This is a genomic window from Hyalangium gracile (assembly GCF_020103725.1).
In the GTDB taxonomy this organism is placed as follows: Bacteria; Myxococcota; Myxococcia; order Myxococcales; family Myxococcaceae; genus Hyalangium; species Hyalangium gracile.
Genome location: NZ_JAHXBG010000003.1, coordinates 218,574 through 233,173, shown reverse-complemented (window position 1 = coordinate 233,173; position 14,600 = coordinate 218,574). Strand labels below are relative to the sequence as shown.

Sequence of the window (14,600 nt, the reverse complement as noted above, 5' to 3'; positions counted from 1 at the left end):
ATGCCAATGCCTGAAGACTCCGGAAGTCTACTTAAAACGAGGAATTCAGGTGCGTTCGTGCCTCTGGACGGGCTGCTCTGGCAATCTTTGCCGGCAGGTTCTGCCGGAGCAGCGGCTTTTGCCAGCGGGCGTGGCACGTGCCAGCGGCTCCTGGCACATGTGCCAGCTACCTTCTGGCACCCGGGGTGGCACACAGGCGCAGGCCGATGAGCGGGTAGCGCTTCTTGGGCTCCATGGGCTCGCGGTTGACGCTCTGGCTGCCCAGCTTGAGCTGGAACCAGCTCCCGCCTCGGATGAAGGGCTGCTCCAGCGTCTCGTCCGAGCGCGTCCACTCCCACACGTTGCCGGCCATGTCATCCAAGCCGAACGGGCTGCGCGAGCGGGGATGGCTGCCCACCTCGTCCGGGCCGAAGGCCAGGTCCTGCCTGCCGTACGTCACGTCGATGTTGGCGTCGTCTGGCCCGAGCTCGTCGCCGGAGGGGAACAGTCGCCCGTCCGCTCCGCGAGCGGCCCGCTCCCACTCTCTATCCGTGCACAGGCGCGCGCCGGGGACGCGGCCCGTGGTGTCCAGCCAGGTGGCATAGGCCTGGGCGTCCTCGAAGGAGATGCCGGTCACCGGGAAGCGGCGCCAGTCCTGCTCCGCCCGGCGGTCGCGCTGTTCGTAGCGGATGGGCTCTCCCTCCCACGCGGTGTAGGCGAAGTAGACGGGGCGCAGCGTGAGGCGCCAGCGGCCTTTGCGCTGCTCCAGCATCACGTCTCCGCGCTCTTCCTGGGAGCCCGGCAGGCGGCGGGCTCGCTCGGCCGGGGGGAGCGCCTCGAGAAAGGTGATCCAGTCCGCGAACGTCACCTCGTGGCGGGCGATGAGGAAGTCGCCCGTCGTCACCTCGTGCAGCGGCACCGTGTTGAAGTAATCGGCCCGCAGTCTCTCGTCATCGCTGCCCTGGAGGAAGCGGCCCGGCGGCACATAGACGAAGCCCTCGGGCACGGACTGCTGGCGGGGCAGCTCCAGCGACACCTCCTCCTGCGTTCCTGGGCGCAGCAGCAGGGACACGCGCACCGGGGCCCTGTCAGGAGCCTCCAGTCGGAGCAGGTGCGAGCCGGCGGGCAGCTCCACCTCGCCCAGCGGTGTCACGCCCAGCGTCCGCTCCGCCTCGCCCTCCTTGGCAGCCATCAGCAGCACTCGCGCCCCTGGAGGCTCGGCCTTCACCGAGAGCCGCGCCGGAGCGTCCAGCCGCCGTCGCCGCTCGCCCGAGGCGTCATGGGCCGCCAGGCGCGACATCAGGTCCTGGCGCTGCTCGCGGCGGAACTCGCGCTCGGCCAGGACGATGCGCTCGGCGAGCAGATCCGCCAGCAGGGAGCGCACCTCCTCGTGGCTTGGCCCCAGGGCCCACACCGCCTCCAGCGCGTGGGTGGCTTGCGCGTAGCCGGAGTCCGCTGCCTGGCTCTCCTCCCTGGCGGGGGCCCATATGTCCTCCGCCTCCTCGCTCCGGCCCGGTGTGTCGAAGAGGTGGAAGGCCTCCCGCCGAAGCTGCTCGGCCTTCTCCGCGTGGCGCTGGGCCTTGGTCCACTGCGCGCGCACGTTGGAGAGCCGCGCCGCGATGACGGACTCCAGCTGCGCGCGCGCCTGCAGCCGCACCCCGCCGACGCCGGCCAGCACGCCCACGGGTACCGCCACGGCCAGGGCCCAGCGCCTCAGCCGCCGACGGCGAGCGGCGCTTCGGGAGCGGGCGAGGAACGCGGCCTCGCGAGGGCCCGGCGGCTCCACGCCCACCGTGGCGACCTCGGCCAGCCGCTTCTCCCGGTAGAGCAGCTCCGCGGGGCGGTTCAGCCGCTCCCACTCGGCGGCGGCGCGCTCCAGCCGGTGGGTGGCCGCGCGGCGCTGCTCGTCGTGCCCCAGCCAGCCGCGCAGCGTGTCCCAGCCCGTGAGGAGGCTCTCGTGGGCCAGCTCGTAGCTGCCCTCTCCGCCCTCCGACTCTCCGGCCAGCAGCAGCCGCCCATGCACCAGCCCCTCCAGCACCGCGCGCCCCGTGGCGTCGTCCCGGCCCGACAGCAGCTCGGACGCGGTGCGCCGTGCGCGTGTCCCCTCGGGCGTGACGAGCTTCAGCAGCAGCTCTCGAGCCCGGGGGCGCTGCTCCGGCCGCAGCCGGGCCACCACCGCGTCCGCGTGCCGGGCCAGCGCGCCCGCAAGCCCGCCCATGGCCTCCAGCGCGGCGGCGGGGATGAGGTGGCGCTCCTTGTCCCGCGCGTCCCACAGCTCGGCCAGGGTGAACTGGAGCAGCGGCAGTCCGCCATCCGCACGGGCCGCGGCGGCCACCAGCGAGTCCACCATGGCCTCGGACTCGAAGCGCACGCCGAGCGCCTGGGCGGGGGCGACGATTGCCTCGCGCAGCCCTCGGGCGGAGAGGGCGCGCAGCAGGTGCAGGGCACGCGGCAGCTCGTCGCCCAGGCCGGGCAGCGCCATGAGGCGGGTGAGGCAGTCGCTGCGCGCGGTGGCCAGCACGCGGGTGCGCGGAGCCCGGCGGACGATGAAGACCAGCTCCTCGGCGAGCCGGGCCGCCTCCGTGGGCGGAGAGAAGGTGACGAGCTCCTCCATCTGATCCACGAAGAGCAGGATGCGAGGGGCCTCGGTGGGGCGCTGGCGCAGCAGCCGCGCGAGTGCCCCGGACTCCGCGCCGGGGCGTGTCAGCTCCAGCAAGGCCTCGGCGGGCTGGCCCAGGATGGGCGCGAGCGCCTCGGCGAGCGCCTCCAGCGGGTGCAGGCCGGGCGTGAGGCTGGCCACCTTCCACGGGGCGTCACCGGAATCGAGCCCGCTCTCGGCCACGGTGGGGAGCACGGCGGCGCGGCACAGCGAGGACTTGCCCACGCCCGAGTCTCCCGCCACCAGGACGAAGGGATCGGCGCGCAGCCGGTCGAGCAGCTCGCGCTGCTCGGCCTCGCGGCCGAAGAAGACGCGGCGGTGGTCGGCATCGAAGGAGCGCAGCCCGCGGTAGGGGTTGCCGGAGGGCAGGGCTCCGGCGCGAGTGGTCGCGACGAGCGCCTCGAGGGCCTCTCGCAGCGCATCGCCGGACTGGAAGCGCTGAGCAGGCTCCTCGGCGAGACAGCGGTCCACCACGGTGGCGAGCCCGGGAGGCAGGCTCGGGGCGAGCTCGGCGAGGGGGCGGGGGCGACGCTCCTGCACCACGCGGGCGAGCTCCTCGAGCGGGACGTCCTCGTAGGGCGCGTGTCCGGTGGCCAGCTCGTAGAGGAGCACCCCGAGCGCATAGATGTCGCTGGCCCGGCTCGCGGGCTCACCGCGCCACAGCTCTGGAGCCAGGTAGAGCGGAGTGCCCGCGGCGCCCGCGTCCTCGAGCGGGGTGTTGCGTGCCGGCTCCCCATCGCTGCCCGCGTTGCGAGGGTCGGCGAGGGGGCGTGTCTCGCGCGGCGCTCCGGCGGGCGTGGCGCTCACCGGCCGTGTCTCCCGGGCCTCGGCGACCGGGCGAGTCTCCTTCACGGTCGTCGTGAGGACGCGCGAGCCACGGACGGGGGTGTAGCGGGAAGCCAGCCCCTCGGTGGCGTTGCGCTCCAGCAGCTCCGCGAGCCCGAAGTCGAGCAGCTTCACCTCTCCATCCTCGGAGAGCACGGCGTTGGCGGGCTTGATGTCGCGGTGGAGGACGCCACAGCGATGGGCGGCGGCCAGCCCGCGAGCCAGGCCGATGCCGATCTGGAGGACGCGCTGGCCCTCGAGGGGAGAGGCCAGCGTGTCCAGCGACGAGCCGCGGATGAACTCGGAGACGAGATAGGGCTGGCGGCGCACCTCGCCCACGCGATGGATGGCCACCACGTTGGGGTGCTGGAGCCGGGCGATGGCGCGAGCCTCCTGGAAGAAGCGCGCCCGGGTGCTCTCATCCAGCGGGGCCTCGCCGGAGGTGACGACGAACTTCACCGCGACCAGCCGGTCCAGCAGCGTGTCGTGGGCCAGGTACACCTGTCCCATGGTGCCGCGCCCGAGTGGCTGGAGCAGCCGGTACTCCTCGAACTCGCGTGGAGGAGCCCCGCCGCGTTCCATCATGAGCCCGAGTTCCCCCGGGCCCCCTTCGCCGACAGCCCGAGCTGCTTCATCTTGAAGCTGAACGTGCGGATGGGCATGCCGATGAGCGCCGCGGCGCGGGCCTGCACGCCATCGGCCTCCTGGAGCGCCTCTTCCATGCGCCGGCGCTCCAGCTCGCGAATCTCCTCGGAGAGCGGCTTGCGGGGCGAGCCCCGGGCGGGCGTCGTCGCGCCTCCTGCGGCCGGAGCGTTGGGCGAGGCGTCGGCGCGGGAGGCCTCGGGCTCGGCGGCGGAGGCCGGAGCGGGGGCACCCGTCACGCGGGGAGGCAGGTGGTGTGGCTCGAGCACGTCCCCGGCCACGGCGGCGGCGGCGTACTCCATGAGGTTGCGCAGCTCGCGCACGTTGCCGGGCCAGCGGTAGCGGGACAGCACTCGCAGCGTGTCGGCGGCGATGACGAGCTCGCGCCGGCCGAGCGCCTGGCAGGCCTGGGCGAGGAAGGCGCGCGCCAGGAGGGACACCTCGCGGGGACGCTCGCGCAGGGGCGGCAGCACCACGGTGGCGGCGCCGAGGCGGAAGTAGAGGTCCTGCCGGAAGCGGCCCGCCTGGGACTCGGCCTCGAGGTCGCGGTGGGTGGCGGCGACGATGCGGATGTCGATGGCGCGCTCGCGCACGTCGCCCACGCGGGTGATCCGCTTGGTCTCCAGCACGCGCAGCAGCTTGGCCTGGATGGGCAGGGGCAGCTCGCCCACCTCATCGAGGAAGACGGTGCCGCCGTGAGCGCTCTCGAGGATGCCCGTCTTGGCGGCGGCGGCGCCGGTGAAGGAGCCCTTCTCGTGGCCGAACAGCTCGCTCTCCACGAGGCCCTCGGGGATGGCGGCGCAGTTGAGCGTGACGAAGGGCCCGGCCGAGCGGCGCGACCAGTGGTGCACGGCGAAGGCGGCGTTCTCCTTGCCTACGCCCGTCTCACCGTGGATGAGGACGGGCAGATCGCTGGCCGCCAGCCGGCGGATGAGCGCGTAGATCTGCACCATGGCCGGGTCGGCCACGAGGATGGAGCGCTCGGCGAGCGTCAGGCGGGAGGCGCTGTCGGCGGCGGCGCGCAGCAGGCCCGGGGTGGCGTCATCGGCGGCGGCGCGGGCCGCGGCCACGAGCGTGTCGGCGTCGCAGCCATCGGTCGGGCACATGGCGTAGCCCAGCCGGGCGCCGGGGCAGGCCATGGCGAGCGCCTCCACCTGCTCACCGAGGTTCTCCTCGCCGGGCTCGCCGGACACCTCGGGCAGGACGACCAGCAGGTGCGCGTCATCCATCCACCCGGCGGCCTCGGCGCCGCCGAGCTCGGTGGCGCAGGCCTTCTCCACGGCTTCGCGGTGGGCGCCGGACTCGGGGAGCACCAGGGCGAGCACCGCGAGCGGCCGGTTGTAGCGCAGCGAGCGCTCCACCTCGTCGCGCAGGCGCTCCAGCAGCAGCTCCGGCTCCAGGGTGCGGCGGGTGGAGGCGGGGCGGGTGCCGGCGCGGAGCACGGCGACCACGGCGCCCAGCTTCACCACGTCCCCGGAGACCAGGGGGTGGGCGCCCTCGACGCGCCGGCCGTTGACGAGCGTGCCGTTCTGGCTGTCGAGGTCGGTGATGCGCACCTCCCCGCCCTTGAGGACGAGGCGGGCGTGGCGCCGGGAGACGCTGTCGTCCCGCAGGCTCAGGTCGGCCTCGGCGTCGCGGCCGATGAGCACCATGCCGGAGGAGGGCAGGGGGAAGCGGAACGAGGACTCTCCTTCGAGGACGAGCAGGTATGCGCGCTCGCCTTCCTGGGGAGAAGGATCAGCGGCGAGAGGCCTCGTGGCACGGGCGCTGGGAGGCGGGGCGGAGGGCATCGCGAGTGGCGCCAACGATGTCACGCCCGTGCGGGCGGGGCAACGCGCACCCACCCCCTTCAGCAGCGTATGTTTTTGGGTCTGCCCGCTCTGTAACTATCCACCGCGCTTCGTTGCGAGCACCTGCTCCAGGCGTGCCCGGGTGATGCGCTGGTTGTCGGTGTACCAGGGGTCGCCCTTCTCCTTTCCGGAGAGGGACTCATCGCTCTGCTGGGCGAGCCACGCGACGAAGGAGGCCCGATCCGGAAAGAGGGCGATCGCATCTTCCAGCTTGCTCATCCCCTCGAAGTCTCCTCGGCCGTCCGTGACGTGGTCGTAGACGAAGCGGCCGTTGAGGTAGAAGAACCCCGTTCCGCAGTAATCCCGATGGCTGTAGGCGATGCAGTAGTTCCTGCTGACGAAGTCCGCGACGCGGTTGGCCAGCTCCTCGCCGTAGGGTGTATTCCGCCCCCATCCTTTCAGGAATCCCATGCGTGGGAGCATGGCACGGAGCCGCTCCCGCCCGGTAGACGCGGGAGCAGCTCGTGAGAGGCGAACGGGCGCGTGGCTACTTGTGCTCGGGCTCCGGATCCTTGCCGGAGCCGGGCTCGCTCATGCGCCGCTGCATCGCGGCCCTCGCCTCATCGGAGGTGAACTTGGAGGCGGCGGTCATCAGCTTGTTCTTGATGGAGCCGGCGACGACCTTGTCCTTGCCGGCCATGAGCGCCTCGAAGCCCTCGCGCGCCACCTCGGCCGGGTCGTCCTTCTTGTCCTGGCCCACCTTGGTGTCGTCCATGCCCGCGCGGTGGAAGAAGTTGGTCTCGGTGGGGCCGGGCATGAGCGCGGTGACGGTGATGCCGGCGTCGGCGAGCTCGTTGCGGAGCGCTTCCGAGAAGGACAGCAGGAAGGCCTTCGACGCGCCGTAGACGGCCTCGAACGGCGCGGGGAGGACGGCCGCGATCGATGAGGTGAAGAGGATCCGGCCGCTGCCGCGCTTGACCATGTCGCGAGCCACGCGCTTGGCCAGGTGGACCGAGGAGGTGACGTTGAGGTTGATGAGGTTGAACTCGTCCTCCAGCTTCGTCTCGCGCGCGAAGTCTCCTCCAACGCCGACTTCGGACGGTCCCTGGCCCTGGCCACGGCTGCGGGACGGCACGTCGTCCGTCGTGCTGGTGGGCAGCCGGGCGAGCGTGAAGTGCTGAATCGAGGTGGCCACGGATCAGGGGGCCACAGGTCGCGGGTCCCTCGCTGCGGGGCGGGTCCCCCCGTCGCTAACGGGTCCGCCCGCCCCGGCGTCCCGCTCTCCCAATCTCGGTAGGTCCGAAGAAGTTCTTGCGCTCCTGAGAGAGGCTCCTGTGCCAAGGCAACTGCCCCGCAAGGGAGGCACCCTGTGCGCGAACCGGTACCGAACTGGTATGACAAGCAGACCAGTTCGGCCAGAGGGCGCCCGACAGGAGGGCGCACCGGCTGCGGGGGTGGCCTCGGACCCTCTGCCTGTTTCAGCGAGGGGACTTTCGGAGGAGGAGAGTGGCGCCAATTCCCATCATGAGAGGAGCGATCCAACTGGGGATGCCCACCCAGAAGGTCCAGCCATTGCCGGCGCCATCCTCGTTCCTCGGTTCGTCGATCCACCAAAAGCCCCAGTGGTTCCAGGCTGAGCGAGGCGTGGGTCTCCGGGGCGGCTGGAAGAATGTGCCCCCCAGATCGAACGGTTCCACCGGGCGGTTCGACGGCGGCTGGACGACAGAACTTCCGCCCAGCAGGAACGAGCCATCTCCGGGCCACCGCACACGTAGATACGTGTACCGCACGAGAGGGCCGTCGACCTGGTCCCTGTCCAGCCCCAACGAGGTGTAGAAGTGGTAGCTGGAGAGCCACATGACCGTCAGGACGCAGGTCAGCGCCGCCAGTCCCATGCCAAGGACGCGGCGAACTCCAATCGGGTGACGGTTCATCTCGGGCATCTGGCTGTCAGTGTATCGACCGCGCTGCCGGCAGGGGGCCTCACCGCACGTGCTGGTAGAGGCGGAGCAGCGTGTGCGGCGAGACTCCGAACCGATACAGCAGCGGAAAGCCGTTCACCGCGAGGAAGTAGAAGACCGGACGCGCGAGGAACCTTCGCCCCGAGACGGTGACGCGCGCATCCACCGTGCGGATGCGGCCGATCCGCCACAGCCGTCGGGAGAGCTCCAGGTCCTCCATCAGCGGCTGGGCCGGGAAGCCGCCCACGGCACGGAAGGCCTCGGCACGGACGAAGAGGGCCTGATCTCCGTAGGGATGGCGCGTATAGCGCGAGCGCAGGTCCGCCAGATGCAGCAGCGGACCGAGCCGCGCGCTCCCGACGTCATCCACCGTCCAGGTCTTGAAGGCGCCCGCCACCACGCCAGGGTCTTCCAATGCCATGGCGATGTGGCGCGGAGCCTCCGGAGGCAGTGCCACGTCCGCGTGGAGGAACAGGAGCACGCTGCCACGGGCGCCCTCGGCCCCCGCGTTCATCTGCGAGGCGCGGCCTCGGGGCGCGGAGAGCACGGTGACGCCCGGGAAGGCTCGGGCGTGCTCCACGGTGGCATCCGTGCTCCCTCCGTCCACGACGCGCACCTCGACGATGCCGTCCATCGCCGCCAGCTCCGTCAAGCGCTGGCGGATGCGTCGCTCCTCGTTGAGCACGGGGAGGATGACGGAGATCACCGCGCGGGCCTCCGAAGCGTGGCGAGAGCCTCCGCCGTGGCGGGAGCCTGAAGCCGTCCCGCGCCCAGCTCTGTCTCCAGCCGCTCGAGATCCGCCGGGACATCCACATCGAAGAACGGCTCGACGCGCGCCACGGTGAGCCCGAGCGACTTCAGTCGCTCCTCGGTCCGCGCGAGCGTCTCCGCCTGGCTCCAGGGGAGGTTCGCCAGTGCCCCCACCGGCAGCCTGCGCAGGCCAAGCAGGTAGAAACCACCATCCTCGCTCGGGCCGAAGACGGCGTCCGCATCCGCCAGCGCCGCGTGAGCCGCTTCCAGACAGGCGCGAGGAAGTCCGGGGCTGTCAGCCCCCAGCGCCATGACGGCAGGGCAGACCTGCATGCCTCGGTGGAGGATGGTCTCCATTCGAGCGCCCAGATCACCGCCTCCCTGCTGCCAGACCTCGATGGGAGCGGGCAGGAGCCCCTCGGGCCAGGGCCCGGTGGAGGCGATCACGGGCCGAGCCCACGGCAGGCGCGTCACCGTGGCCCAGGTATCGGCGAGGAACGCACGAGCCAGGCTCGCGGCACCCTCGGCGCCCACGGCGGGCGCCAGGCGCGTCTTGGAGTCACCCGCGCGAGGAGGCTTGGCGAAGACACAGAGCGCGACCTCGGCCATGGCTCACCGCCGCCACGTGAGGAAGCGCGTCAGGAAGTTCTTCGCCCGAGGTGTGAGGCGGCGTCGGTTCCACGCATCCCCGAGCTTCTTCAGCACCTCGCCCTGCGTGGGGTAGGGCAGCACCGTGCTCGACAGCGAGCCCACCGTGAGCCCCTGCGTCATCGCCAGCGTCAGCTCGCCGATGTTCTCTCCCGCGTGCGAGCCGACGATCGTCCCTCCGAGCAGCTTCCCCGACTTCGCCTCCACGTGGATGCGCCCGAAGCCCTCCGTCTCACTCTCCAGGATGGCTCGGTCCACGGAGGACATCGGCACCGTCAGCGTCACCACCTCGTCCCCTCGGGCCGCGGCCTCCTGGGCGCTCAGGCCCACGTGGGCCACCTCCGGATCCGTGTACGTGCACCACGGGATGACCAGCGCGCTCGCCTTCTTCCGGCCCAGGAACAGCGCGTTCTGCAGCGCCACCCGCGCCAGCGCATCCGCGGCGTGCGTGAACTTGAAGCGCGAGCAGATGTCCCCCGCCGCGTACACGCGCGGGTTCGACGTGCACAGCCGATCATCCACCTCCACGCCGTGCGGACCGGCGCGCACGCCCGCAGCCTCCAGGTTCAACGACTCCAGCTCCGGCGAGCGGCCCGTGGAAATCAGCAGCGCCTCTCCTTCCACCACGCCCACCGCGCCGCCGCGCTCGAAGTGGACGCGCTTCACCTCGCCGTGCGTCTCCACGCGGGTGACCTGGGCGCCCAGGTGCAGGGTGATGCCCTCCGACTCGAAGCGCTGCGTCAGCACGGCGCCAGCCTCCGGATCCTCACGCGGCAGCAGGCGCTCCTCCTTGCCGATGAGCGCCACCCGAGCCCCCAGCCGGCGGAGCGCCTGCGCCAGCTCGCACCCGATGGGGCCTGCGCCCAGCACCACCAGCCGAGCCGGCAGCGAGGTGAGGGTGAAGACCGTCTCGTTCGTGAGGTAGCCCGCCTCCTCCAGCCCCGGAATGGAGGGCACCGCCGGCTTGCCTCCAGTGGCGATGATGGCCCGGGAGAAGGTGAGCCGCTGGCCGGCGACCTCCACCGCGTCCGGGGCCACGAAGCGGCCCTCGCCCAGGTGCACATCCACGCCCAGCCCCTTGAAGCGCTCGGCCGAGTCGTGCTGCGCGATGCCCGCGCGCAGGGAGCGCACTCGCTCCATCACCTTCTCGAAGTCCACCTTGGGCTCCCCCGCCTCCACGCCGTAGGCCCGGGACTCGCGCACGGTGGCGGCCACCCGCGCCGAGCGGATCAGCGCCTTGGAGGGCACGCAGCCATAGTTGAGGCAGTCGCCACCCATGAGGCGCCGCTCGATGATGGCCACCCTGGCGCCCAGGCCCGCGGCTCCCGCGGCGGCCACCAGCCCGGCGGTGCCCGCGCCGAGGACGACGAGGTTGTAGCGGCCCTCGGGCGTGGGGTTCTTCCACTCCTGGGGGTGGACGCGCGCGGCGAGCGCGGCGTCGTGAGCATCTCCATCGAGCAGGTGCAGGGCTTTCTTCACGGCGTGGCCTTGTCGGAAGAGGAGGGGGGAGTCGAAGTCGGTGCCGCCTGGCGCAGCGCCGAGTCCAGGGCGCGCCGGGCAATCCGGGTGATGAGGACGGTGACGGCGACGGTGGCCACCAGCCCGCCCAGGAAGAGGACGCGGCCCCACGGCCCGCTGTCCGGGCGCTGGCCGCTGGTGAGCTGGGTGACGCTCGTCACCAGCGAGCCCAGGTACACATAGAGGAGCGTGCCGGGGAACATGCCCACCATCGAGGCGAGCACATAGTCCCGCGGGCGCACCCGCGTGAGCCCGAGCGCGTAGTTCAACAGGTTGAAGGGGAACAGCGGCGACAGGCGCAGGAGCAGCACCACGCGCAGGCCCTGCGCTCCCACGGCCGCGTCCACCGCGCTGAAGCGCGCGTCCCCGGAGATGCGCCGCGCCACTCGCTCGCGCAGCACCGTGCGCCCCAGCAGGAAGGCCGCCGTGGCACCCAGGTTGCTCGACAGCATCACCAGCAGCGTGCCGTACACCGGCCCGTAGGCGAAGCCCGCCCCCAGCGTGAGGATGGAGCCGGGCAGCACCAGCACCGTCGCCGCCACGTACGCCACGACGAAGACGGCCGCTCCCACCAGGCCCATGTCTCGGATGCGCTCGATGAGCGCCAGCAGCCAGGCATTGACGGGCAGCAGGATGACGGCGGTCACGATCGCCGCGATTCCCAACAGCCACAGCACGACACGTCGGCTCTTCATCCCGGCCCCACGTCTCTGGAGGAACCTACCGCCTCTTCACTTGCAGTCGTAGCCGAGGAAGCTCACCGCGTCTCTCTTCTTCCGCTGTTCCAGAAGAGGGGCCCGGGGCCGTAGGCGGCGGCGCGGTCTCCGGGGTTGGCCAGCCGACAGCGGTCGAGCGACAGACAGCCGCAGCCGATGCACTCCGTCAGGCCGCTCTTGAGCCGCTCGAGCTCGGCGATCCGCTCGTCGATCCGGGCCTTCCACGTCTGGGAGAGTCTGGCCCAGTCCGCCCGGTTCGGCACCTCGTCGGCGGGCAGCTTGGAGAGCTCCTGGCCGATCTCCTCGAGGCTGAGCCCCACGCGCTGGGCGAAGACGATGAACGCCACGCGCCGGATCATCGGGCGCGAGAAGCGGCGGTGGCCCGACGCGGTGCGCTCCGAGCGGATGAGGCCTCGCTCCTCGTAGAAGCGAAGCGCGGACGTCGCGACGCCGGTGCGGCGAGCGAACTCCCCAATCGTGAGCGGCTCGAACATGTCCGAATATGGGCGCCTCAGGGGCTTGACTTCAAGTGAACTTGAAGATGCAGGTTCCCTGGCTGCCGCGGCTCGAGTCGCCGCGAGAAAGGAAGGCGCGGGAGGCCACGGCGCTGCTGCATGACGGCCCCACCGCCCTGGCCTTCATCGGATGAGGTCCACCGAGGGAAGAGCGCGTGGCAGGTAGGGCGGGCAGGACGCCGAGGGCCGTCTCGCGCGTTCTACTGTCATGGATCAGTCAGCGGCTCCGGAGCCCGAGAATCAGGCATTTCCGTCCACTCCGCGTGGTACGTCCGATCACACCCCAGGTTGCATGACCTGGCGGGAAATGGTCGTGTCGGATCACTCCGCTACTGTGGACCCCGTGAGCTCGTCTGCCTCCCTTGCTTCCGTCGCTGTGGGCCGTCCTGTCCGGGGCGAGTTCACCTATGTCGTCCCGGAGACTCTCTCGGGCCGCCTGTCCCCGGGCCAGCGGGTGCTCGTGCCCTTCGGGCGAGGCACCGCGCTGGGGTTCTTCCTGGGGCCTGCCTCCTCGCCCGCCGAGGAGGGCATCAAGCTCAAGCCCATCCAGCGCGTGCTCGAGGAGTCTCCCTCCCTCCCGGCGGATCTCATCGCCCTGCTGCGCTTCGCCGCCGAGCACTACCGCTACCCGCTCGGTGAGGTGATTCGCGGCGCCCTTCCGCCCGGACTCTCCAAGGCCGAGGACGAGAAGGAGGCCCGGCCGGATGTGCAGCAGTTCGCCGTGGCGCTCGTCACGGAGACGCCAGCCGAGCTGCGCCGCGCGCCCGCCCAGTCCGCCGCCCTGGCCTACCTGCTGGCCGTGGGGGGCCGCGCGCCCGTGGAAGAGGTGGCCCACTCCATCCCGGGTGGCCGCGAGACGCTGAAGAAGCTCGCCTCGCGCGGCATGGTGCGCATCGAGGAGCAGGTGCTCAAGCCGGGCGTGCGCGAGGGCCTGGGCCAGGGCCGCCCGGACGTGCTCACTCCCGAGCAGGACGTCGCCGTGAAGGCCCTGCAGTACTCGCTCGACATGGGCGGCTTCCAGACGGTGCTCCTGCACGGCGTCACCGGCAGCGGCAAGACGGAGGTGTACCTGCGCGCGGTGGAGCACACGCTCGCCCAGGGCAAGGGCAGCCTCATCCTCGTGCCGGAGATCGCGCTCACGCCGCAGCTGGTGGGCCGCTTCCGCAGCCGCTTCGGCGGGGACGTGGCGGTGCTGCACTCGGGCCTGAAGGATCGCGAGCGGCTCTTCCACTGGCAGGCGCTGCGCAAGGGCACGGTGCGCATCGCCGTGGGCGTGCGCTCGGCCATCTGGGCCCCCGTGGAGAACCTGGGCCTCGTCGTGGTGGACGAGGAGCATGATCCCTCCTTCAAGCAGGAGGACAAGCTCCGCTACAACGCGCGCGACATGGCCGTCATGCGCGGCAAGCAGGCCGGAGCGCTGGTGGTGCTCGGCTCGGCCACGCCCTCGCTGGAGTCCCTGGAGAACGTGCACCGCGGCCGCTACCGGCTGCTGGAGATGAAGCACCGCGTCGATGACCGGCCCATGCCGCGCATCGAGCTGGTGGACCTGCGGATTGAACGCCCGCGCGACGGCGGCCCCGTCACGGAGGAGGCGCCCATCCTCTCCCAGCCGCTGGTGGACGCCATGCGGGAGACGCTGGACAAGGGCCAGCAGACCATCCTCTTCCTCAACCGCCGCGGTCACAGCACCTTCCTGCTGTGCGAGGTGTGCGGGCTGACGCTCAAGTGCAACGACTGCGACGTGTGCCTGACGCTGCACCGGGCCGCCTCGCGCGTCATGTGCCACTACTGCGGCCTGGCCACCCCCGTGCCCGAGCGCTGCCGCGAGTGCACCGGCCCCATGCTCCGGCTGGGCATCGGCACCGAGCGCGTGGAGGCCGAGGTGGCCGAGCGCTTCCCGCAGGCCCGCGTCGCCCGGCTGGACCGGGACGCGGCCACCAGCGGCGAGCGCGTCACCGAGCTGCTGGCCGCCTTCGCCCGCCGGGAGATCGACATCCTGGTGGGCACGCAGATGGTGGCCAAGGGCCATGACTTCCCGGGCGTCACCCTGGTGTGCGTGGTCATGGCGGACACCTCCCTGGCCATCCCGGACTTCCGCGCCGCCGAGCGCACCTTCCACCTGCTCACCCAGGTGGCCGGGCGGGCCGGACGGGGCAAGGATCCGGGCCGCGTCCTGGTGCAGACCTACAACCCGGACTCCGAGCCGGTGAAGAAGGTGCTCGCCCATGACTTCGAGGGCTTCGCCCAGCAGGAACTGGACTGGCGCAAGGCCCTGGCCTATCCCCCCTTCACCCGGATGGCGGCCATCCGGCTCGAGGGCGAGCACCCGGAGCAGACCGCCAGCGTGGCCCGGATGCTCGGGGACTTCCTCTCCCGACGCATGCCACCCCCCTCCGCCGGGGTGCGCCTGCTGGGGCCGGCGCTGGCGCCCATCTCCCGCCTCCGAGGGCGGACGCGCTGGCAGATCCTCCTGAAGGGGCCCTCCCATGCGGCCCTCGCCCCTTTGCTTGCCCGCCTGGAAGCGAAGCTGGAGGACATTCCGTCGGGGGTGAAGGTCACGATCGACGTGGATCCGGGTGCGATGCTGTAGACTCAGG

At 71.7% G+C, this 14,600-nt stretch carries 10 protein-coding genes; 1 reads left to right on the top strand and 9 read right to left on the bottom strand.

Annotated elements, in window-relative coordinates; translation table 11 throughout:
* Positions 1 to 166 precede the first annotated feature (166 nt).
* The 9 genes from KY572_RS07660 to soxR form a co-directional block, all read right to left on the bottom strand.
* Positions 167 to 4,048 carry an nSTAND1 domain-containing NTPase gene (locus tag KY572_RS07660; protein WP_407659906.1) on the bottom strand — a complete coding sequence of 1,294 codons (3,882 nt, stop codon included), beginning with the start codon at positions 4,046 to 4,048 and terminating at the stop codon, positions 167 to 169.
* The gene (locus tag KY572_RS07655) at positions 4,045 to 5,895 is read right to left on the bottom strand and encodes a sigma 54-interacting transcriptional regulator (RefSeq protein WP_224241793.1); all 1,851 of its coding nucleotides are present in this window, start codon (positions 5,893 to 5,895) and stop codon (positions 4,045 to 4,047) included. Before KY572_RS07655 ends, KY572_RS07660 begins: the two co-directional genes overlap by 4 nt.
* A 96-nt stretch (positions 5,896 to 5,991) precedes the next feature.
* A complete protein-coding gene (locus KY572_RS07650) occupies positions 5,992 to 6,378 on the bottom strand; it encodes a hypothetical protein (RefSeq protein ID WP_224241791.1) in 387 nt (128 codons plus the stop codon).
* Between the two features lie 64 nt (positions 6,379 to 6,442).
* Positions 6,443 to 7,090 (bottom strand): SDR family NAD(P)-dependent oxidoreductase, encoded by a 648-nt coding sequence (locus KY572_RS07645; RefSeq protein WP_317987825.1) that lies wholly within the window; start codon positions 7,088 to 7,090, stop codon positions 6,443 to 6,445.
* A 788-nt stretch (positions 7,091 to 7,878) separates the two neighbouring features.
* Positions 7,879 to 8,562 carry a TIGR04283 family arsenosugar biosynthesis glycosyltransferase gene (locus tag KY572_RS07640; protein ID WP_224241789.1) on the bottom strand — a complete coding sequence of 228 codons (684 nt, stop codon included), beginning with the start codon at positions 8,560 to 8,562 and terminating at the stop codon, positions 7,879 to 7,881.
* Positions 8,559 to 9,215 (bottom strand): TIGR04282 family arsenosugar biosynthesis glycosyltransferase, encoded by a 657-nt coding sequence (locus KY572_RS07635; RefSeq protein ID WP_224241788.1) that lies wholly within the window; start codon positions 9,213 to 9,215, stop codon positions 8,559 to 8,561. The genes KY572_RS07640 and KY572_RS07635 overlap by 4 nt, the downstream gene beginning before the upstream one ends.
* 3 nt (positions 9,216 to 9,218) lie before the next feature.
* Positions 9,219 to 10,733 carry a mercuric reductase gene (locus KY572_RS07630; protein ID WP_224241786.1) on the bottom strand — a complete coding sequence of 505 codons (1,515 nt, stop codon included), beginning with the start codon at positions 10,731 to 10,733 and terminating at the stop codon, positions 9,219 to 9,221.
* Entirely contained in the window at positions 10,730 to 11,467 is a 738-nt protein-coding gene (locus KY572_RS07625) for a TVP38/TMEM64 family protein (RefSeq protein WP_224241784.1), read from the bottom strand. The genes KY572_RS07630 and KY572_RS07625 overlap by 4 nt, the downstream gene beginning before the upstream one ends.
* A 62-nt stretch (positions 11,468 to 11,529) precedes the next feature.
* Positions 11,530 to 11,982 carry a redox-sensitive transcriptional activator SoxR gene (gene soxR, locus KY572_RS07620; protein ID WP_224241782.1) on the bottom strand — a complete coding sequence of 151 codons (453 nt, stop codon included), beginning with the start codon at positions 11,980 to 11,982 and terminating at the stop codon, positions 11,530 to 11,532.
* Positions 11,983 to 12,310: 328 nt separating this feature from the next.
* On the opposite strand from soxR, the gene priA reads away from it, so the two are divergent.
* Entirely contained in the window at positions 12,311 to 14,593 is a 2,283-nt protein-coding gene (gene priA, locus KY572_RS07615; RefSeq protein ID WP_224242127.1) for a replication restart helicase PriA, read from the top strand.
* Positions 14,594 to 14,600 lie beyond the last annotated feature (7 nt).

Bases quoted from the DNA above. Each gene is read 5' to 3' on its own strand.
- KY572_RS07660 (WP_407659906.1), bottom strand. From the start codon at position 4,048: ATGATGGAACGCGGCGGGGCTCCTCCACGCGAGTTCGAGGAGTACCGG.
- KY572_RS07655 (WP_224241793.1), bottom strand. From the start codon at position 5,895: ATGCCCTCCGCCCCGCCTCCCAGCGCCCGTGCCACGAGGCCTCTCGCC.
- KY572_RS07650 (WP_224241791.1), bottom strand. From the start codon at position 6,378: ATGCTCCCACGCATGGGATTCCTGAAAGGATGGGGGCGGAATACACCC.
- KY572_RS07635 (WP_224241788.1), bottom strand. From the start codon at position 9,215: ATGGCCGAGGTCGCGCTCTGTGTCTTCGCCAAGCCTCCTCGCGCGGGT.
- KY572_RS07625 (WP_224241784.1), bottom strand. From the start codon at position 11,467: ATGAAGAGCCGACGTGTCGTGCTGTGGCTGTTGGGAATCGCGGCGATC.
- soxR (WP_224241782.1), bottom strand. From the start codon at position 11,982: ATGTTCGAGCCGCTCACGATTGGGGAGTTCGCTCGCCGCACCGGCGTC.
- priA (WP_224242127.1), top strand. From the start codon at position 12,311: ATGGTCGTGTCGGATCACTCCGCTACTGTGGACCCCGTGAGCTCGTCT.